The 18168-nt window shown below is 68.4% G+C and carries 21 protein-coding genes; 15 read left to right on the top strand and 6 right to left on the bottom strand.

The features are described 5' to 3' along the window. Window positions 1-73 precede the first annotated feature (73 nt). The gene (locus ACMGFE_RS14620; protein ID WP_436925948.1) at window positions 74-616 is read right to left on the bottom strand and encodes an 8-oxo-dGTP diphosphatase; all 543 of its coding nucleotides are present in this window, start codon (window positions 614-616) and stop codon (window positions 74-76) included. A gap of 336 nt (window positions 617-952) precedes the next feature. On the opposite strand from ACMGFE_RS14620, the gene ACMGFE_RS14625 reads away from it, so the two are divergent. The 3 genes from ACMGFE_RS14625 to ACMGFE_RS14635 all read left to right on the top strand — a co-directional run bounded on the left by ACMGFE_RS14625 (window position 953) and on the right by ACMGFE_RS14635 (window position 2719). Further along, window positions 953-2080, top strand: a complete 1128-nt coding sequence (locus ACMGFE_RS14625; RefSeq protein WP_436925949.1) for an ORC1-type DNA replication protein — start codon at window positions 953-955, stop codon at window positions 2078-2080. Window positions 2081-2188: 108 nt separating this feature from the next. Beyond that, window positions 2189-2467 carry a type II toxin-antitoxin system HicB family antitoxin gene (locus tag ACMGFE_RS14630; RefSeq protein WP_436925950.1) on the top strand — a complete coding sequence of 93 codons (279 nt, stop codon included), beginning with the start codon at window positions 2189-2191 and terminating at the stop codon, window positions 2465-2467. Between the two features lie 6 nt (window positions 2468-2473). Next, complete coding sequence (locus ACMGFE_RS14635; protein WP_436925951.1) at window positions 2474-2719, top strand: type II toxin-antitoxin system HicA family toxin; 246 nt, start codon at window positions 2474-2476, stop codon at window positions 2717-2719. A 1-nt stretch (window position 2720) separates the two neighbouring features. Here the strand turns inward: ACMGFE_RS14635 and ACMGFE_RS14640 are convergent, their stop codons facing one another. The 3 genes from ACMGFE_RS14640 to ACMGFE_RS14650 all read right to left on the bottom strand — a co-directional run bounded on the left by ACMGFE_RS14640 (window position 2721) and on the right by ACMGFE_RS14650 (window position 4850). Next, window positions 2721-2987: a hypothetical protein gene (locus tag ACMGFE_RS14640; RefSeq protein WP_436925952.1), complete on the bottom strand. Its 267-nt coding sequence runs from the start codon at window positions 2985-2987 to the stop codon at window positions 2721-2723. 21 nt (window positions 2988-3008) lie between these two features. Further along, entirely contained in the window at window positions 3009-3968 is a 960-nt protein-coding gene (locus tag ACMGFE_RS14645) for a DUF8054 domain-containing protein (protein ID WP_436925953.1), read from the bottom strand. Window positions 3969-4154: 186 nt separating this feature from the next. Next, window positions 4155-4850, bottom strand: a complete 696-nt coding sequence (locus ACMGFE_RS14650) for a glycerophosphodiester phosphodiesterase (RefSeq protein WP_436925954.1) — start codon at window positions 4848-4850, stop codon at window positions 4155-4157. A 136-nt stretch (window positions 4851-4986) separates the two neighbouring features. On the opposite strand from ACMGFE_RS14650, the gene ACMGFE_RS14655 reads away from it, so the two are divergent. The 9 genes from ACMGFE_RS14655 (at window position 4987) to ACMGFE_RS14695 (ending at window position 11646) form a co-directional block, all read left to right on the top strand. Continuing rightward, a complete protein-coding gene (locus ACMGFE_RS14655; protein WP_436925955.1) occupies window positions 4987-6603 on the top strand; it encodes an extracellular solute-binding protein in 1617 nt (538 codons plus the stop codon). 1 nt (window position 6604) lies between these two features. After that, on the top strand, window positions 6605-7582 hold the full coding sequence (locus tag ACMGFE_RS14660) for a carbohydrate ABC transporter permease (protein WP_436925956.1): 978 nt from the start codon (window positions 6605-6607) through the stop codon (window positions 7580-7582). Beyond that, a complete protein-coding gene (locus tag ACMGFE_RS14665; protein WP_436925957.1) occupies window positions 7582-8532 on the top strand; it encodes a carbohydrate ABC transporter permease in 951 nt (316 codons plus the stop codon). Before ACMGFE_RS14660 ends, ACMGFE_RS14665 begins: the two co-directional genes overlap by 1 nt. A gap of 3 nt (window positions 8533-8535) precedes the next feature. After that, entirely contained in the window at window positions 8536-9738 is a 1203-nt protein-coding gene (locus ACMGFE_RS14670) for an ABC transporter ATP-binding protein (protein ID WP_436925958.1), read from the top strand. Window position 9739: 1 nt separating this feature from the next. Then, the gene (locus ACMGFE_RS14675; protein WP_436925959.1) at window positions 9740-9952 is read left to right on the top strand and encodes a DUF8005 family protein; all 213 of its coding nucleotides are present in this window, start codon (window positions 9740-9742) and stop codon (window positions 9950-9952) included. Between the two features lie 106 nt (window positions 9953-10058). Further along, window positions 10059-10301, top strand: coding sequence for a hypothetical protein (locus tag ACMGFE_RS14680; protein ID WP_436925960.1), 243 nt, complete (start codon window positions 10059-10061; stop codon window positions 10299-10301). 73 nt (window positions 10302-10374) lie between these two features. Beyond that, the gene (locus ACMGFE_RS14685; RefSeq protein ID WP_436925961.1) at window positions 10375-10908 is read left to right on the top strand and encodes a DUF7437 domain-containing protein; all 534 of its coding nucleotides are present in this window, start codon (window positions 10375-10377) and stop codon (window positions 10906-10908) included. Further along, on the top strand, window positions 10905-11450 hold the full coding sequence (locus tag ACMGFE_RS14690) for a PIN domain-containing protein (RefSeq protein WP_436925962.1): 546 nt from the start codon (window positions 10905-10907) through the stop codon (window positions 11448-11450). The genes ACMGFE_RS14685 and ACMGFE_RS14690 overlap by 4 nt, the downstream gene beginning before the upstream one ends. 40 nt (window positions 11451-11490) lie before the next feature. Next, on the top strand, window positions 11491-11646 hold the full coding sequence (locus tag ACMGFE_RS14695) for a hypothetical protein (RefSeq protein WP_436925963.1): 156 nt from the start codon (window positions 11491-11493) through the stop codon (window positions 11644-11646). Window positions 11647-11709: 63 nt separating this feature from the next. Here ACMGFE_RS14695 and ACMGFE_RS14700 read toward each other — a convergent pair whose 3' ends face one another. Further along, on the bottom strand, window positions 11710-12285 hold the full coding sequence (locus ACMGFE_RS14700; protein WP_436925964.1) for a rhomboid family intramembrane serine protease: 576 nt from the start codon (window positions 12283-12285) through the stop codon (window positions 11710-11712). 89 nt (window positions 12286-12374) lie between these two features. On the opposite strand from ACMGFE_RS14700, the gene ACMGFE_RS14705 reads away from it, so the two are divergent. Both ACMGFE_RS14705 and ACMGFE_RS14710 read left to right on the top strand, forming a co-directional pair. Then, window positions 12375-12917, top strand: coding sequence for a GIY-YIG nuclease family protein (locus ACMGFE_RS14705; RefSeq protein ID WP_436925965.1), 543 nt, complete (start codon window positions 12375-12377; stop codon window positions 12915-12917). A gap of 79 nt (window positions 12918-12996) precedes the next feature. After that, window positions 12997-15525 (top strand): sensor histidine kinase, encoded by a 2529-nt coding sequence (locus tag ACMGFE_RS14710; RefSeq protein WP_436925966.1) that lies wholly within the window; start codon window positions 12997-12999, stop codon window positions 15523-15525. A gap of 75 nt (window positions 15526-15600) precedes the next feature. Here the strand turns inward: ACMGFE_RS14710 and ACMGFE_RS14715 are convergent, their stop codons facing one another. Next, entirely contained in the window at window positions 15601-15885 is a 285-nt protein-coding gene (locus ACMGFE_RS14715; RefSeq protein ID WP_436925967.1) for a HalOD1 output domain-containing protein, read from the bottom strand. 308 nt (window positions 15886-16193) lie between these two features. Between ACMGFE_RS14715 and ACMGFE_RS14720 the strand changes: the two genes are divergently transcribed. Beyond that, on the top strand, window positions 16194-18134 hold the full coding sequence (locus tag ACMGFE_RS14720; protein WP_436925968.1) for a S9 family peptidase: 1941 nt from the start codon (window positions 16194-16196) through the stop codon (window positions 18132-18134). The last annotated feature ends 34 nt before the right edge of the window (window positions 18135-18168 follow it).

Here is an 18168-nt window from a genome sequence, read left to right on the forward strand (position 1 = left end):
AAGCGGAATACGCTCGAACCCCTCCTGTCCGGCAGTCGGCGCCGGTGACGGCCGGATCCACGGCTGGCCTGTCTCATCCGACCGCTACGCCGATGTCCATCTCGTAGCGGACCAGCGACTCCCCGTCGTCGCTCAACACGAACTCTCCGACGAACGTCTCCCCCGCGATCAGGTGCGGCAGCCACACGCGGTCGTCGATCCACATCTCGTCGTAGGGCAACTCCCCGACGGGGTGCCACTCCGGCACTGCCTCCTCGGTCGCCTCGGGGTCGCCCTCGATCCCGTCCGCCGCGAACACGTGGACGTGCATCGAGTCGTCGTCCACGTCGCCGCTCGCGGGTCCTTCGTCCCCGCTCGCTCTGTCCGAGGCCTCACTCCGTTCGGCCTCGCGATCCCGAAAGTGGAAGTCGAACTCGCCGCGTTTCTCCAGCCCGACGGGGTCGACGCGCAACTCCTCGCGGACTTCCCGGCGGGCCGCCTCGCGCGGCGTCTCGCCGTCTTCCAGCTTCCCGCCGGGGCCCACCAGTTTCCCCGCACCGAGCCCGCGCTGTTTCCGGATGAAGAGTAACTCGCCGTCGACGATCGGATGGCACAGGGTCGCTTCTGTCACCTGCATGTGTCACTGATCGCCGGAGTGTCACCCCACGGTGACTTTACTCCACCGGGCGCCGCGGGCACCGGCCGGTCGAGCGTGACGCTCCCGTCCGCCGCGAGACCTCCATCCACAACGAGCGCTCGATCGCCGGCCGTCACCGAACCGATCCGCCCGGTTCCACTTCCGCTCCGGGGGGATCACGAGACTCGGCTCGACGAGCCGGGCCCGGCGATTTCGCGGGACGCGAGTCAGATTTCGCGTCACGAGTGGTTGAAACGGACCGGGAACTACCGGTCGCGTTCCACTTTCGCCGCGACTGGCAAACGGTTAAGTGGTGCGCGGAGCGTGGTGAAAGTAATGACGGAGGACCCCGAGGAGGGGATGCTGTCGTGGGACGAATCGGTGTTCCGCGACGAACACGTCTTCGAGATCGACTACCTGCCGGAGACGTTTCTCCACCGCGACACGCAGATGGAGACGCTGAAGTACGCGCTCCGCCCCGCCGTGCGCGGGTCGCGACCGCTGAACGTCGTCGCGCGCGGGCCGCCGGGCACCGGGAAGACCACCGCGGTCCAGAAGATGTTCGGCGAGTTACGGGCCCAGACCGACGTGAAGACGGTGCGGGTCAACTGCCAGGTCAACTCGACGCGCTACTCGGTGTTCTCCCGCCTCTTCGAGGGCGTCTTCGACTACGAGCCGCCGTCGTCGGGCATCTCGTTCAAGAAGCTGTTCTCGCAGATCACCGACCAGCTGGTCGCCGACGACCGCGTCCTGGCCGTGGCGCTCGACGACGTGAACTACCTCTTCTACGAGGACGAGGCCTCCGACACGCTGTACTCGCTGCTGCGCGCACACGAAGAGCAGGGCGGCGCGAAGATCGGCGTCCTCTGCATCTCCTCGGACCTCGACCTGGACGTCATCGACGAACTGGACACGCGCGTCCAGAGCGTCTTCCGGCCCGAGGACGTCTACTTCCCGAAGTACGACCAGCCGGAGATCGTCGACATCCTCCAGGAACGCGTCGACCGCGGGTTCCACGAGGGCGTGATGACCGCGCCCGTCCTCGATCTGGTCGCCGAGTACACCGAGGAGCAGGGCGGGGACCTGCGCGTCGGCATCGACCTGCTGCGCCGGGCGGGCCTGAACGCCGAGATGCGCGCCAGCCGCGAGGTCGAACGACAGGACGTCGAGAAGGCCTACGACAAGTCGAAGTACGTCCACCTCTCGCGGCGCCTCCAGGAGCTCTCGGAGTCAGAGAGCGCGCTGCTCGAAGTTATCGCCGAGCACGACGGCAAGCGCGCGGGCGACATCTACGACGTGTTCAACGACGAGACCGGGCTGGGCTACACCCGTTACTCCGAGGTGACGAACAAGCTCGACCAGCTGGGGATCATCACCGCCAGCTACGCCGACGTCGACGGTCGCGGGCGCTCGCGCGAACTGACGCTCAACTACGACGCCGACGCCGTCCTCGACCGGCTGTGAACGCGCCCCCGATCGCGAACGTGTCGCCCGGAGTCCGCCCGTCGAACTGGCGTCGTCGACGGTGAGGGCGGGCGAAGGTTTATCGCCGAGACCGAGCAAGGTCGGCGTATGGCAAGCGCGACCGACGATCCCGAGGGTGACGGTCCCGACGGCGTGGAGTTCGTCCGGGAAGACGACGGAACGATCACCGCTCGGGACCTCGAAACGGGGCTCGCACGCGGCGGCGACAGCCGCGCGGCGGCGCTCGCGCAGCTGGCGGAGGTGCTCGAACTCCACGAGGGCGGCGGCGAACCCATCGAGAATCCGGACGAGTTTCTGCGGGAAGAACTCGATATCGACCCAGACGAGCGCGACGGCGACGAATCGCTCCCGGAGTTTCTTCGCTGACTTCGGATGGTGCGGACGACGTTTTCCGGGCGGGAGATCATCGCCGTCCTGACTGATTTCGGGTACGTACCGGTATCCAGATCTGGGAGCCACGTTCGACTCCGATACGAGACCGACGACACCGGTGCGGTCCGAAACGTGGACGTTCCGATGCACGCAGAGGTCCGGATCGGGACGCTACACTCTATCGCCGACCAGTGTGGTGCCGACGACTTCGAGGCGTGGTGTCGCTGGATCGACGACCACGCGTAGGCTACAACTCCGGCAGCGGCACGACCACCACGGGCACGTCCACGCTCCCGAGCAGCGCGCGGACGGTCGACCCCGGCGCCTCGACGGTCGCGGGGAGCAGGCGCGTCCGGGCGACGTTGGCGGCGTCGCCGCCGTCCCGTCCGTCGAGGTCGGGTTCGGCGACGGTCACCACGAGCACCTCGTCGTCGGCGGTGAGGCGGTCGGCGAGGTGGTCGGCGGCCGCGGCGGTCGTGTGGACCGACGCGGTCGCGAGCAGGTAGCGGGTCATACGCGAGTTGTCGCTCCCGACTCACTCGAAGGCGGCGAACTGCGTCCGACAGTCCCGGCAGACGAGCGCCCGGAGCGGGTGCCCCTCGGCGTCGGTCCGCGGCGGGCCGCAACAGCCGCCGGCCTTCCCCTCGCTCAGGGGGGTTTCGCAGACCGGGCAGTTGTCGAGGAAGACCGCGAGGCCGTGGGCGGCGACCGCGCGCCGGGCGGGTTCCAGGTCCGTCCGTTCGGCGAGCGCCCGCGCGGCGGCCGTCTCGGCGACCGCGACCGGTCGCCGGAGCCACACCTCGCCTGCGGGTTCGCCCGAGCCGTCCGAGAGGACGACGTAGGCGCGGTCGCGATCGGTCACTGCCTCCGCGGCGTCCGCGGCGGGCGCCGCCGCGAGCGTCGCGGCGGCCAGTCCCTCCGGCGACCGCTCGCGAAGCGATCGGATCGCCGACTGCCAGCGCTCCTCGAACCCCTCGGCGAGACGCACGTCGTCGCCGGCCGCGTCGGCGACGCCCGCCGCCACCAGGTCGGCCAGGACCGCCTCCCCGTCGGCGGTCGTCGCGTCGGCCAGCGTGGCCGGGGTTCGGTCGGCGTCCGCGTCGGTCTCGCGGTCCGCGTCGCGGTCGTCGCCGACGGACTGCTGACCGCTTCCGGACACCGCCCGACCGCTTCCGGACGCCGCCCGACCGCCTCCGGAGGAGTCGGCGGGGCCAGCCCGTCGGCTCGGTGGGCGACCGTGACCGGCGGGGAACGGGTCCCACGGCAGGCGTGCGACCAGTCGGGGCGCGAACCGCGGCGTGTACGGGACCAGGTATCCGCGGAGCCAGATGACACCGACCCCACCGACCGCCAGGACCGCGCTCGCCGCCGGCGAGACGGCCGCGAGCGCGAGGCAGCCGAGGGCGAGCAGACCGAGGTTGACCGCCGTGCAGGGCCAGCACCGGTCGGCGCCGGTGTGGTCCGGCCGGCGGATCGAAGGCCGGGAGCGTCGCATTACCGACAGTTCGCGAACGGGCCGTTTGAGGGTGTCGGCGGTTTCACCCCATAGGATCGCGCTACCGCCGCTAGGGGGTGGCTACGGCACCGGAAGCTACGGCGCAGGGAGCTACGGCACAGGGAGCTCCGGCACCGAGAGCTCCGGCACAGGGAGCTACGGCACAGGGAGCTCCGGCACCGAGAGCTACGGCGCCGGGAGGTCCCACGTGTCGGTCGTGACGCCGTCGACGCCCCGGTCGGCGAGCGCGCGGACGGTCGCGGCCCGGTTCGACGGCTCCCCGGCCGCGTCGAGCAGCCCCCAGGCGTAGACCCCGAAGCCCGCGTCGTGCGCCCGCTCGACGACGTCCGTGTCGAGGCATTGCCGCGCGTGCGGGTGGACGTTCGCACAGTCGAGCACCGCCGCCAGATCGAGATTCGCGTCCGGGTAATCGCCGAACAGCCACCCGACCTCGGGGCCCCAGTCCGAGCGCGCGATCTCGGCCAGCGCCGGCGCCGAGAAACTCGTGAGTCGCACGGCCGGTGGGTCCTCGCGCCCGTCCAGTTCGGCCCGCACGTCGCTCCAGAGGCCCGGTTCCTTGAGTTCGACGTGGAGGATCGTTTCGGCGGGGACGGCGTCGAGGATCTCCCCGAACGTGGCGACCGGTTCGTCCGACCCGTCGACGCCCATCTCCCGGAGGGCGGCCAGGTCGAGGGCGGCGACGCGCCCGCTCCCGTCGGTGAAGCCGTCGACGCGTTCGTCGTGGGCGGCGACGAGTTCGCCCGAGGCGCACCGCCGGAGGTCGATCTCGACGGCGGGGAGGCGGTCGGCGGCCGCCGCGACCGCCCGCGGGGTGTTCTCGGGGCCGTGATCGGCACAGCCGCGGTGACCGACGAGTTCCATGGCCCATGTCGGGGCGCCGTCATCAAAGCGGTAGCGACGCTTTCGGCACCGGAGACGTCAGTAATCGGACGTTATTCCGCGAATGTCAACGGATGCCGGACTATACCTTAGTCTGCAACGCCGGATCATCCGGAATATGTCGAACGATTCCGCGTCGAATGGAGCGGAGAGCGGGTCGCGATCGCGCCGACGGTTCGTCAAGACGGTCGGCGTCGCCGGGGCGGTCGGGCTGGCCGGCTGTCCGGGCGGTGGCGGCGACGGAAACGGTGACGGTGACGGTGACGGAAACGGTGGCGGTGACGGAGATGGTGGCGGGACCGGAGACGGCGACGGAGGCGGGGGCGACGGTGGCGGCGGCGAAGCGACCGTCGAGATGGCGATGCCGTCGAACGTCACCGACAGGGCCGAGGACACCCGCGAGGCGCTGTACGACGCGGGGCTCTCGGAGGACATCACCGTCGAGTTCCTCTCGACGTCGGAGATCTCGGGGGACGTCCAGTCCCAGTACCGCAGCTGGCTCAACGCCGGCCGCGAGACGCCCGACATCTTCCGGATGGACAGCGGGTGGACGATCCCCTTCATCGTACGCGACCAGCTGGTCAACCTGACGGAGCACCTCTCGGACGACGCGCTCTCGATGCTCGACGAGCACTACTTCGAGGCGCCGCTTGAGAGCGCCCGCGCGCCCGCCCAGGCTGTCGGCGGCGGCGGGGGCGATACCGACACCGGGACCGGCATGGGCGGCGGTCCCCGCGGCGAACTCTACGGCGTCCCCTGGCAGGTCGGTTTCCCGACTATCCAGTACCGCAAGGACCTGGTCGAGGACGCCGGCTTCGACCCGGAGGGGAACAACTGGGCGACCGAACCGATGACCTGGCAGGAGTTCTCCGAGGTGATCGCCGAGACCCACAGTAACGCCGACGTCGAGTACGGGTTCAACTGGCAGGGGACCGACTACGTCGGCCTCTCCTGTTGTACGTTCAACGAGTTCATGACCACCTGGGGCGGCGCGTACTTCGGCGGCCGGGAGAACCTCTTCGGCCCCGTGGGCGACCGGCCGATCACCGTCGAGGAAGAGCCGGTCCTCCAGGCGCTGCGGATGGTCCGGACGCTCATCCACGGCTCCGACGACGAGGAGGCACTCGACGGCTATCAGCAGATATCTCCCAACGCCGTCCTGGAGTGGACCGAGGGGCCGTCGCTGTCGCCGTTCACGAACGGCAACGCCGTCGCGCTGCGCTACTGGCCCAGCGGCATCTTCGAGGCGGCCACCGCCTTCGAGGAATCGGACAACCTCTCGCCGGACGCGCTCGGGACGATGCCCATCCCCTACGCGGTCTCCGAAGACGAGTCGGAGTACGAGGGCATCGGCGGCACCGCCTCGGCGCTGGGCGGCTGGCACCTCACCGTCAACCCCAGCTCGACGAACGTCGACGCGGCGGTCCAGGTGATCGAGGCGACGATGCAGGAGAGCTTCCGGTCGTTCCAGTTCAGCGAACTCGGCTACCTGACCGGCGACCGGCGGCTGTTCGACCCCGACAACGTCGGCGACGTCGAACCCTGGGGCCCACATCTGGAGACGCTCCAGATCGCCGGCGAGAACGCTATCCCCCGCCCCGTGACGGTCGTCTGGCCCGACCAGACGTCGCAGGTCGCCAGCCGCGTCAACGGCGTGATCGCCCAGCAACAGGCGCCCGGCGAGGCGATGTCCGCGCTCGCACAGAGCCTCGAAGAGATCGAACAGAGCGTCTAAGATGGCGACCAGAGAGGAACACTCTCGAAGTCGTGTGCGGTCGGCAGCCGCCGCCCCGGCCAACTGGACCGAGCGGCTGACCGAACAGCAGTTCGCGTACGTGCTCCTCGTCCCGACCCTGTTGCTGGTCTTGACGATGGCGCTGTGGCCGCTTCTCAGCACCTTCGAGATGTCGCTGCGGGCCGACGCCCTCTTCTCGGGCGAGTACGTCGGCGAGTTCGTCGGCCTGGAGAACTACGTCGAACTGCTGACCGGCCAGCGCAACGCCGTCCTCGGGAGTCCGTTCGTCGACTTCGACCAGCCGTTCCAGAGCGCCCTGACGGTGACGCTCATCTACGTCGCCATCGCCGTCACCCTCGAGACGATCATCGGCTTCGGCCAGGCGCTGGTTTTAGACCAGAGCTTCCGCGGCCGGCGGTGGGTCCGCGTGGCGATCCTCATCCCGTGGGCGGTGCCCATCGCCATCCAGGGGATGATCTTCTGGCTGTTCTTCCAGCCCGGCGTCGGCGTCGGTACCGACGTGATGCAGAGCCTCGGGGTCTTCTCCCAGAACCCGCTCATCAACAGCGTCGACACGATGATCATCGTCATCTTCGCCGACGTGTGGAAGACCTCGGCGTTCATGGCGCTGCTCATCCTCGCGGGGCTCCAGAGCGTCGACCGGAGCCTCTACGACGTCGCGCGGGTCGCCGGTGCCTCGAAGATCCAGCAGTTCTGGTACGTCACCTTCCCGCTCGTCCTGCCGGCGCTGCTGGTCGCGCTCCTGTTCCGGACGATCCAGTCGATGCGGGTCTACGGCATCATCGAGACGACCGGCGGCTGCTCGACGATGCCGTCGCTGACCTGCATGGTCGTCTCGACGTTCCGCTCGGGGCGGTACGCGACGGCGGCAGCGGTCGCGTTCATCCTGGCCGGCATCGTCGCGCTCGTCGCGATGGTCTACATCATCAAGTTCGCGGACCTGGAGGTGGGGACCTGATGGCCTCCCCCACCGTCGAGGAAGACGAGAGCGACGGCGACGGACCGCTTCAAGAGCGGGTCCAGGCGGCCATCCAGAACCCCGGGGACGCCTACCAGTTCCTCTTCTACGTCGTCACGGCCTTCTTCCTCGTGACGACGCTGTTCCCCTTCTACTGGCTGTTGGTGCTCGCGCTGACGCCCGGCGACCGGATGACCGACATCGGCCTGCTCCCCAACGGGTTCAACCCCTTCTCGTTCGTCGAGATGTTCCAGCGGCTCCCGTTCCACGTCTACATGTTCAACAGCATCGTCATCGCGCTGACGACGACGGTCATCGTCTTGCTGGTGGCGAGCTTCGCGGGATACGCCTTCGGCCGCCTGCAGTTCCGCGGCAAGACGGCGCTGCTGCTGATGCTGCTCGCTATCTCCTACTTCCCGCCGGCGGCCTTCATCGTCCCCCTGTTCCAGTTTTTCACCGGGAACGTCGACATCATCACTCTCCCGGCATTCGGGACCGTCGAGAGCCCCAACTGGTTCAACACCCCCGGCGCGATGGTCACGCCGTTCAGCGCGCTCTTTCTCCCCCTCTCTATTTTCATCCTGACGACGTTCTACGCCCAGATCCCGGACGGGCTGGAGGACGCCGCCCGCGTCGAGGGCGCCACCCGCATCGGCGCGCTGTTTCGGGTGATCATCCCGCTGTCGGCGCCCGGCGTCGCCACCGCGGGCGTCCTCACCTTCATCGGCGTCTACAACGAGTTCTTCATCTCCTTCCTGATGACCGACGGGCAGGCACAGAACTGGGCGCCCATCGTCTGGGGCGTCGTCAACTACCAGGGCCAGTACCAGGCCTTCTACAACCTGATGGCGGCGGCGAGCATCGTCGGGGTCCTCCCGGTCGTTATCCTCGTCGTCATGGCACAGGAACGCATCGTCAGCGGCCTCACCGCAGGCGCACTCAAGGAGTAAATCATGGGAGACGTCATCCTCGAACACGTCACGAAACGCTACGCGGACGTCACCGCCGTGGACGACATGAACCTCGACATCCAGGACGGCGAGTTCGTCACGCTCGTCGGCCCGTCGGGCTGCGGCAAGTCGACCACGCTCGAAACCATCGCCGGCCTCACTATCCCCAGCGAGGGGACGATCACGATCGCCGGCGACGACGTGACGACGAAGCCGCCGAAAGACCGGGACATCGCGATGGTCTTCCAGAACATCGCGCTGTTCCCGCACATGGACGTCCACGACAACATGAGCTTCGGGCTCCGGTTGCGCGACTTCCCGCAAGACGAGATCGACCGCCGGGTCGACCACGCCGCCGAGATCCTCCAGATCGAGGAACTCCTCGAACGGATGCCCGACGAACTGTCGGGCGGCCAGCGCCAGCGCGTCGCCATCGGCCGCGCCATCGTCCGCGAACCCGCCGTGTTCCTCATGGACGAGCCCCTCGCGAACCTCGACGCGAAGCTCCGGGTCCACATGCGCACCGAACTCCAGCGCCTCCACAAGGAACTGGATACCACCATCATCTACGTCACGCACGACCAGGCCGAGGCGATGACCATGTCCGACCGCATCGCCGTCATGAACGAGGGACACCTCCAGCAGATCGCCCCGCCCCTCGTGTGTTACGACGAGCCGGCCAACCTGTTCGTCGCGGGGTTCATCGGCTCGCCCGGCATGAACTTCGTCGAGGGGACCGTCGAGGCCGGGGAGATCCGGACCGAGGGCTTCGACGTGGAGTTCGACCCCGCGCAGGTCCCCGAACTCGCCGAGGGCGACGACGTGACCATCGGCGTCCGCCCAGAGGACGTCTACCCCGCGAGCGAGGCCGGCGAACTCGTCGACCCGACCCGGCGCATCCGCGCCCGGACGGACGTGCTCGAACCGATGGGTGATCAGGTCTTCGTCTACCTCGTCCTCCAAGGCGAGGACGCCGCCGGTACCGACACCGGCACCGCCGGCGCCGCCAGCGCCCACGGCGCCGACGAGCTCCTGATGAGCGTCGAACCCGACAGCGACCTCGAGGCCGACGAGGACCTCGAAGTCGTCCTCGACCGCGAGAAGATCCACGTCTTCGACACCGCGACGGGCGACGCCGTCTGCCACGACATCGTCCGCTCGGAAGCGATGGGCGGTGGCCACCCCGGCGCCCGGGAGGAGAGCTGACGTGGTCTCGACCGGCCTCCTGCTGTACTTCGGGATGGGGACCCTGCTGTTTTTCTTCTGGGTCTACGGCATCTACGCGTTCGTCCGCGACTGCCGACGGACCTACATTCCCGGCCTCAAGGGCTGGCTCGCCCGCCGCCGCGAACAGAAAACGGAGCAGGAACGCGAACAGGAGCGCGAGGAGCGCGAGAAGCGCGAGAAGCAGTTGTACTGACGCGCTCGTTCGTGTGCCAGCGTTCTCTCCGGACCCGAACAGTCGGGCGAATAGGCCGGACGTTCTCTTCGAAAAACATATATTCTGTCTGAGGGTCGAACGGATCGTGCTATCGAACGCCGTCCACTCGTTCAGGTACGCGTTCAGTCGTGACCTCCTCCCGCTCTACGGCGCCGTCGTCGTCGGCCAGTGGATCATGGATATCTCGGATATCGCGACGGCGATACTACCCTTCCTACCGCGGTTCGTCGAGCGACTGCTCTCCTGGCCGATATTCCTCCTCGGGCTCGCACTCGTCGTCGGCGGCCTCGTCGGCATCCTCCACCGCGTCGTGACTGACGCCCGGTAGCGACAGCGGGACCGACGGAGCGATCGGCGCCGGCGGAACTCTTATTATGAATTATCGATAACTCGTAATCGACATGGCGAAGTCCCCGATGCGGTCGGAACGGCCTCCGATCCAGCACCTCCAGACGGTGGTCGACATGCTGGAGACACCAGCGCTTGCCCGCATCTACGCCCACGTACTCAGCGACGGTCCCGTGACAGTTGCGGACGTCGTCGAGGCACTCGACGCTCCGCAGGGCACCGCGTACGATTACGTTCGGAAGCTCGAAACCGCCGGCTTCGTCGAGAAGACGAGTGATCGACGCCCGTACCAGTACGACGCCGAACCCGTTTCGCTTACGCTCTCCACCGACGGGACCACTCGAACGATAACCCCGGCACTGATCGCGGCCGTCGCTCGCCGCGAGGAGGACGGTGATATCGATACCTACGTCGACCGTCACGGGCTGGACGGGCTCGCTGCAGCGCTCGAATACGCCGCCGAGTTCGCCGACGGGGCGGTCAACAGCCGTATCGCGGCCCGCGAACTCGATATCTCGCCGCTCGAAGCCGAGATCGTCCTCCAGGCGCTCGAACCGGTCGTCGAAGCGTACGACGCAGCCGAATGACGACCGCGTACGTCGTCGATACGGGCGTGTTCGTCCGGTGTGGCGGCCCGGACAACGAGAAGTTCCAGCGGCTCCGTCGCGCAGTCCGCAGTGCCGGTGTCGTACTTACCGTTCCCCGGCGCGTGTACGGGGAACTCGGTGGTGACCCGGTCGCCGACGAATATCCCTCGGGAGACCTCCCGTATTCGACCGGATTCGAGGAGGGATGGGTCGTCGTCGCCGACGAACTCGATTATGCGAACTCGCTCGTCTCCACCGTGATGGACGAGGGCCGTCGAGTCATCGCGAACGAGACTGGCCGCGACGAAGACGCCATCGAGAAGGCTGACACGGCGCTCGTCGGGCTCGCGGCGCAGTTGCTCGACGACGGCGATGCGGCGTCGGTCGTGCTTCTGACGACGGACAAACCGGCTGGGCGAGCCGCCGAGATGCTGTTGCCGGAACGCGGATTCGACGGTCGGATCGAATATCGATACGCTAGCGAAGCGTATCTGGAGACAGTCACTGCCGGGGAGTTTCGAGGCGGAGCGACCGATCCGTGACGGCGAAGACTTTTCTACGCGGTTTTCGAACACCGCACGAATGAACGTCCGGACGGATTCGTACCCGCGCTGGCTGCTCGCCTTCTTCGTCCCGGCCGTCGTCGTCGGCGTGGCGAACGACTCCATCGTCGCGGCGTCGCTGACCGCGGTCGTCCTGGCCGGGCTCGCGTCCCTCTATTTCAACTACCCGTTCTGACCGACGAAATCTGGAGCGCCGGGCGTCGCCGAGCGTCCAGCTAACTGGCGCCTCGACGAGCCGCTATATCCGCTTCGACGGCCGTAGCAGATGCGCTCGCCCGGCGAGCAGGCCGAGCAACAGGCCGGTGAAGTGCGCGACGAGCGCGACGCCCCGCCCCGCGGTCACCACGGTGACCGCGCCGGCGACGACGACGAAGACCACCAGCTGGGCGCGCGGGCTGAGCGGCGTGCGGTCGAGGACCGTATCGCTCATGCGGTTGCCGGCGAGGAGGTACCCGACCAGCCCGGCGATGCCGCCGCTGGCGCCGAGGACGGCCACGGAGGGGCCGACCAGGTCGCTGACCCACACCTCGGTCAGGCCCGCCAGCGCGCCGGTGGCGAGGAAGAAGGCGTGAAAGCGCAGCCGGGAGGTCTGGCGTTCGAGGTAGAGGCCGACGAGCAACAGGACGACGACGTTGCCGACGAGGTGGCTGACACTGACGTGGGCGTAGACGCTGGTGACGACCGTCCAGGGCTGGTGGCCGACCGGCGCCGAGAGGGCGAACGCGAGGGGGACCTGGAGGATGGCGACCGCTCGCTGGACGAGGAAGACGACGACGATCACACCCACCAGCGTCAGCGTCGGACTTCGCGACACGTCCGGGGGTTCGGCCACCGACTACAAGAAAGGTCGGGGGCGAACGGAGGCGGAATGCACTTGCCGACGGTCGCCGAACCGCGCAGTCCATGACGGACTCGACTGCGGAGGGAACGTACACGCTCGTCCTCGAACTGGCCGAGTCGGCGACCGTCGAGGTGGGCGCGCTCGGCGCGCGCGAGTTCGCGGCGGGAGGGTACGCCTACACTGGGAGCGCGTTCGGCCCGGGCGGGTTCGCGCGGGTCGAACGCCACCGGGAGCTCTGTGCCGGCGAGCGCGACGCCCGCCACTGGCACGTCGACTACCTGCTGGGCCACCCCGACGCGACCGTCGAGGCTGTCGTCCGCACGCCGGACGAGGACGTCGAGTGCGGGGTCAGTCGGGCGCTCGTCGGTGCTGACGACGGCGTGGGTCGCGAGGACGGTGACAGTGCGGGTCGCGGGGACGGTACCAGCGCGGGCCGCGAGGACGGTGACGGCACGGACTGCGGGGACGCCGACGGCGCAGGCGAGCGCGAACGGGTCCCGGAGTTCGGCGCATCGGACTGCGACTGCGAGTCGCACCTGGTCTACGAGGCCGACGGCGAGTCGCTCCGGCATGCGGTCGAGCGAGTACACCGCACGTATCGTTGATCTATGTGTAGCAAGGTCGGAATAAACTCACAGGCTTAAGGTCACCCTCACGAAAGAAGGTGTAGACTGGCCACGAGACATGAGCGGCACACCGACGGCGATACGAGTCCTCCACGTCGACGACGACCGGGACCTGGGCGGCCTCGTCGCGGCGGCACTCGAACGCGAGGACGACCGCTTCGACGTGCTGACCGCGACGAGTCCCGCCGAGGCGCTCGACCTGCTGGCCGACGAGCGCATCGACTGCGTCGTCTCCGACTACGACATGCCCGGGACGACCGGGATCGAGTTCCTCGAGACCGTCCGCGAGCGCGACCCCGACCTCCCCTTCATCCTCTACACCGGAAAAGGGAGCGAGGAGGTGGCGAGCGGCGCCATCTCGGCGGGCGTGACGGACTACCTCCAGAAGGGGGCGGGCAGCGACCACTACGCCCTGCTGGCGAACCGGATCGACAACGCCGTCTCGGCCGCGCGGTCGCGGAGCGCGCTGGAAGAGCGCAACCGGCGTCTCGAGACGCTGATCAGCAACCTCCCGGGCGTCGTCTACCGGTGCCGGAACGAGGCGGAGTGGCCGATGGAGTTCGTCGCGGGGGAGTGTACGAAACTCACCGGCTACAGCGCGGCCGAACTCGAGCGCGGTGCGGTGGTCTGGGGCGAGGAGGTGCTCCACCCCGAGGACCGCGACCGGCTGTGGGAGACGGTGCAGTCGGCGCTCGACGCGGGCGACCCCTTCGAGGTGACCTACCGGATCCTGACCGCCGACGGGGAGGTCCGCTGGATGTGGGAGCGCGGACGCGCAATCGGCGACGACGCCGACCGGATCGAGGGGTTCATCACGGACGTGACCGAGCGCCACGAGCGCGAGCGACGGCTCGAAGCGACTTCGGCCCGCCTCGAAGCCCTCGTCGAGAACTCTCCCGACATGATCGACGTGCTCGACCCCGGGGGGACCATCGTCGACGCGAACCAGCGGCTCTGTGACGCGCTCGGGTACGACGAACAGGCCCTCCGCGGAACGCCGATCTGGGAGATCGACGAGCGGGTCGACCCCGACCACGTCTCGGCGTACCTCGACGGACTCGCCGTCGGCGAGGCGCGGAAGTTCGACGGCCGGTACCGCCGGAGCGACGGGTCGACGTTCCCCGTGGAGGTGCACCTCGTTCGCATCGACCTGCGCGGCGAAGACCGGTATCTCGCTATCTCCCGGGACATCACCGAGCGCAAACGCCGGGAGGACGCCCTGAGCGCGCTCACGGAGGCGACCCGGCGGTTCATGGACGCTCCCGACCGCCAGACCGTCGCCGACCACGCCGTCGAGACGGCGGCGGCGGTGCTCGACGAGGCCATCAGCGGCGTCTGGTTCGTCGACGACGGCGGAGGCGCGCTCCGCCCGGTCGCCGCGACCGACGCGGCCAGGGCGCTGATCGGAGAGCTCCCGACGTACACCGGCGGCGAGAGCCTGACGTGGGAGGCCTACCGGAGCGGCGAGGTCACCGTCTGCGAGGACCTCCGGACCGAACCGGACCGCTACAACCCGGAGACGCCCCTCGAGAGCGAGATCATCCTGCCGCTGGGGGAGTACGGCGTCCTGGCGGTCGGAGCGACCGAACCGTCGTGCTTCGACGAGGTCGACGTCTGGCTCGCCCGGATCCTCGCCAACACCGTCAGCGCCGCGCTCGACCGCGCCGCGCGCGAACAGGAGTCCCGTGAGCACCGCCGGGAGCTCGAACGCCAGAACGAGCGCCTCGACGAGTTCGCGGGCATCGTCAGTCACGACCTGCGCAACCCGCTCCAGGTCGCGACCGCCCGCGCCGAGTTCCTCGCCGAGGAGGTCGACAGCGAGCACCTGACCGCCGTCCAGCGCGCTCACGACCGCATGGAGGCGCTCATCGACGACCTCCTCACCCTCGGCCGCGAGGGGGGAACCGTCCTCGACGTCGAACCCGTCGATCTCGGCTCACTCGCCCGGACGTGCTGGGAGACCGCCGGCAGACCCGACGCGTCGCTCGTCGTCGCGACCGACGACGGCGTCCGCGCCGACCGGCGGCGACTCCAGCAGCTCCTCGAAAACCTGATCGGAAACGCCGTGGAACACGGTTCCACGAGCCCTGGCTCGCACGCTCGCCAGGACGCCGACGGAACGAGTTCCGTCGAGCCCTCCGTCGCTGACGCTCCGGAGGACGCCACCGAGCACGGCTCGACGAGCCCTCGTTCACAGGCTCACGAGGACGCCGACGGAACGAGTTCCGTCGAGCCCTCCGTCGCCGATGAGCAGAGCTCATCGAGCCCCGCTTCGCACGCTCAGCGGGACGCTGACGCTCCGGAGGACGCCGTGGAACACGACGCGACGAACCCGACGGTGACCGTCAGAGTCGGGACGCTCGAAGATCGGTCGGGCTTTTTCGTCGCGGACGACGGACCAGGGATCCCGGCCGAAAAGCGGCAAAAGGCCTTCGAAAGCGGCTACTCCACGGCGGCCGACGGCGCCGGCTTCGGGCTCTCGATCGTCGAGCAGATCGCGCATACCCACGGCTGGTCGATCGCTGTCACCGAAAGCGAGACCGGAGGCGCCCGCTTCGAGATCACCGACGTCGACGTCACCGACTGACCGCCGTCTCCCCCACACGACTCGCGGTGGCCTCGACTCCGGAGCCGAGTCGCTCCCCCGGAGGCGCCAGCGCAGTTACTTCCCGGCCGCCGTTCGGTTCGCCGACTCGTCACCGGGTTTTCCGGCCGATGCCGTCTGCGTGACGGTGACGTCTCCCGTCTCGTCGACGACGACTTCGTAGCCGTAGTACGTAAACGTGACTTCGAGTGTTCCCCCATCCCGCCGATCGGCCGACTCGATCATCGTCTCCAGCGCACCCACGTCTATCACGTCGTAGAGCGGTTCGTCCAAATGTAACGGATCGACGCCCTCTCGCGCCGCTATCTGCCTAGTTACCTTTGTACTCAGCATTTCACCCATCACCGTGCGTCGCCTCGAAACGGATCGGCTTAATTGTGGCGATGCACTTGCAAGATTTAAGGGCGATGGGCGCTGATCCACCCAATTTCTGGAATTTCATATTTCTGTGACCAGTGAATAAAAAAGATTTTTAATATTACATGTATCCGAGTCCCAACGATTCCTGTGGCGGGGCCGCGGAACCGGACCGCGGGACCGTCACCGGGTCGGACGGCGTTCCCCGGATCGGTCACTGCGGTGCCTCTCGGATCGCATACTGAAGCGTTCTTCTGCGAGCGTTGAAGGGGAACGCGGTCGAGTCGTCGGACATGTCCCCGACAGGTGACGTCGACGTACTCGAAGCGCTCGCGAGTCTGCCGACGATGGCGCATCCGACGGTCTCGCCGGACGGTACGGAGGTCGCGTTCTACTACGACGTGACCGGCCGCAACGAACTCCACGTACTCGACGCAGAGAGCGAGGCGGGAAACACCTCGGACGGACGCGGTGGCGCCGCTGGCGCGGACGCTCTCGAACAGTGGTCCGACGGGGAGGTACCCCGGGACGCCCGCTGGTTCGTCGAGTGGGCGGCCGACGGCGAGCGCGTGTTCTTCCACCGCGACGAGGACGGCGACGAGCAGAACGACATCTACGCCATCGACCGCGACGGGAGCGTCGAACCCGTCGTCGAGATGGAGGGCCAGTGCATGCTCACGAGCGTCGCCGACGCCGGCGACCGCATCGTCTTCGCCTCCTCGCGCGACGGCCAGATGAACGCCTACGGCCACGACCTCGAGAGCGGCGAGACGACGAAACTCACCGACTACGACCGGGCCGTCTGGGGCGCCCTGCTCTCCCCCGACGGCGAACACCTCGCCTACGCGACCAACGAGACTGACGACTTCGACAACCAGGACGCGTACGTCGCCGACGCCGACGGGTCGAACCCGCGCAACCTCGAACTCGGGGAGGTTGGCGCCGAGTGCGGGCCCGCGGACTGGGGCCCCGACGGCGACCGCCTGCTCGTCAGCGACAACACGCCGGACCTGGGCCGCGCGGGCGTCTACGACCTCGACGCCGACGCGGTGACCTGGCTCGGCGACGGCGAGTACGACGAGAGCGGCGTCACCTTCGTCGACGACGAGCGCGTGCTCGCGAGCCGGGAGCGCGAGGCCGTGACGATGCCGGTCGTCTACGACCTCGCGAGCGGCGAGGGGCGAGAACTCGACCTGCCCGAGGGCGTCGCCTCGACCGGCTGGGCATTCAGCGACGCCGTCCTCGGCGACGGCCGCGTCCTGATCCAGCACACCACCCCGACCCGCCGCACGGAACTGCTCGCGTACGACCTCGACGCCGACGAGTACGAGGTGCTCCTGGAGGCCGAGTACGGCCCCTTCGACCCCGACGACTTCGCCGACGCCGAGTACCTCACCGTCGAGTCCGACGGCGTCCCGGAGACTCCCCAGCGCGCCGTCGAACACGACCCCTACGACGAACTCGATATCGGTGCGCTGCTGTACGACTCGGGCGAGCGCCCGTCGCCGCTGATCGTCAACCCCCACGGGGGGCCGATGGCCCGCGACGCCAAGCGCTTCGACCTCTACACGCAGGTGCTCGCCATGCGCGGGTACTCCGTCCTGCAGGTCAACTACCGCGGGTCGACCGGCCGCGGTCGCGAGTTCAAGGAGCGACTGCTCGACGACTGGGGCGGCGCCGAGCAGGGCGACGTGGCGACCGCCGCCGAGGCCGTCCTCGACCGCTACGACTGGCTCGACGAGGACCGCGTCGTCGTCTTCGGCGGCTCGTACGGCGGGTACGCCGCCTACTGGCAGTCCGTGCAGTTCCCCGACCTGTACGACGCCAGCGTGGCCTGGATCGGCATCTCGGACCTCGAAGACATGTACGAGAACACGATGCCCCACTTCAAGACCGAACTCATGGAGAAGTACCTCGGGACGCCCGAGGAGAACCCCGATCTCTACGAGGAGCGCTCGCCGGTCACGCACGTCGAGAACGTCGACGCCCCGCTGTTCGTCGTCCACGGCGTCAACGACCGCCGCGTCCCCGTCTCCCAGGCCCGCATCGTCCGTGAGGCACTCGACGACGCGGGGTACCACGAAGGGGAAGACGGCGACTTCGAGTACGAGGAGCTCGGCGAGGAAGGTCACGCCTCTTCCGACCAGGAGCAGAAACTACGGCTGTTCCGCATCCTCGACGACTTCCTCGACCGCCGGATCGGTGCCCCCGCCGAGGCCGCGGCCGACGACTGATTCGCTCGGCGGCCGGCGTCGGGCCGACGTACCC

This window comes from Halosimplex amylolyticum, from assembly GCF_051414035.1.
Lineage (GTDB): Archaea > Halobacteriota > Halobacteria > Halobacteriales > Haloarculaceae > Halosimplex > Halosimplex amylolyticum.

Bases quoted from the DNA above. Each gene is read 5' to 3' on its own strand.
- ACMGFE_RS14710 (WP_436925966.1), top strand. From the start codon at position 12,997: ATGAGCGGCACACCGACGGCGATACGAGTCCTCCACGTCGACGACGAC.
- ACMGFE_RS14645 (WP_436925953.1), bottom strand. From the start codon at position 3,968: ATGCGACGCTCCCGGCCTTCGATCCGCCGGCCGGACCACACCGGCGCC.
- ACMGFE_RS14720 (WP_436925968.1), top strand. From the start codon at position 16,194: ATGTCCCCGACAGGTGACGTCGACGTACTCGAAGCGCTCGCGAGTCTG.
- ACMGFE_RS14665 (WP_436925957.1), top strand. From the start codon at position 7,582: ATGGCCTCCCCCACCGTCGAGGAAGACGAGAGCGACGGCGACGGACCG.
- ACMGFE_RS14670 (WP_436925958.1), top strand. From the start codon at position 8,536: ATGGGAGACGTCATCCTCGAACACGTCACGAAACGCTACGCGGACGTC.
- ACMGFE_RS14630 (WP_436925950.1), top strand. From the start codon at position 2,189: ATGGCAAGCGCGACCGACGATCCCGAGGGTGACGGTCCCGACGGCGTG.
- ACMGFE_RS14655 (WP_436925955.1), top strand. From the start codon at position 4,987: ATGTCGAACGATTCCGCGTCGAATGGAGCGGAGAGCGGGTCGCGATCG.
- ACMGFE_RS14705 (WP_436925965.1), top strand. From the start codon at position 12,375: ATGACGGACTCGACTGCGGAGGGAACGTACACGCTCGTCCTCGAACTG.
- ACMGFE_RS14635 (WP_436925951.1), top strand. From the start codon at position 2,474: ATGGTGCGGACGACGTTTTCCGGGCGGGAGATCATCGCCGTCCTGACT.
- ACMGFE_RS14625 (WP_436925949.1), top strand. From the start codon at position 953: ATGACGGAGGACCCCGAGGAGGGGATGCTGTCGTGGGACGAATCGGTG.
- ACMGFE_RS14690 (WP_436925962.1), top strand. From the start codon at position 10,905: ATGACGACCGCGTACGTCGTCGATACGGGCGTGTTCGTCCGGTGTGGC.
- ACMGFE_RS14640 (WP_436925952.1), bottom strand. From the start codon at position 2,987: ATGACCCGCTACCTGCTCGCGACCGCGTCGGTCCACACGACCGCCGCG.
- ACMGFE_RS14650 (WP_436925954.1), bottom strand. From the start codon at position 4,850: ATGGAACTCGTCGGTCACCGCGGCTGTGCCGATCACGGCCCCGAGAAC.
- ACMGFE_RS14685 (WP_436925961.1), top strand. From the start codon at position 10,375: ATGGCGAAGTCCCCGATGCGGTCGGAACGGCCTCCGATCCAGCACCTC.
- ACMGFE_RS14620 (WP_436925948.1), bottom strand. From the start codon at position 616: ATGCAGGTGACAGAAGCGACCCTGTGCCATCCGATCGTCGACGGCGAG.
- ACMGFE_RS14660 (WP_436925956.1), top strand. From the start codon at position 6,605: ATGGCGACCAGAGAGGAACACTCTCGAAGTCGTGTGCGGTCGGCAGCC.
- ACMGFE_RS14695 (WP_436925963.1), top strand. From the start codon at position 11,491: ATGAACGTCCGGACGGATTCGTACCCGCGCTGGCTGCTCGCCTTCTTC.
- ACMGFE_RS14715 (WP_436925967.1), bottom strand. From the start codon at position 15,885: ATGGGTGAAATGCTGAGTACAAAGGTAACTAGGCAGATAGCGGCGCGA.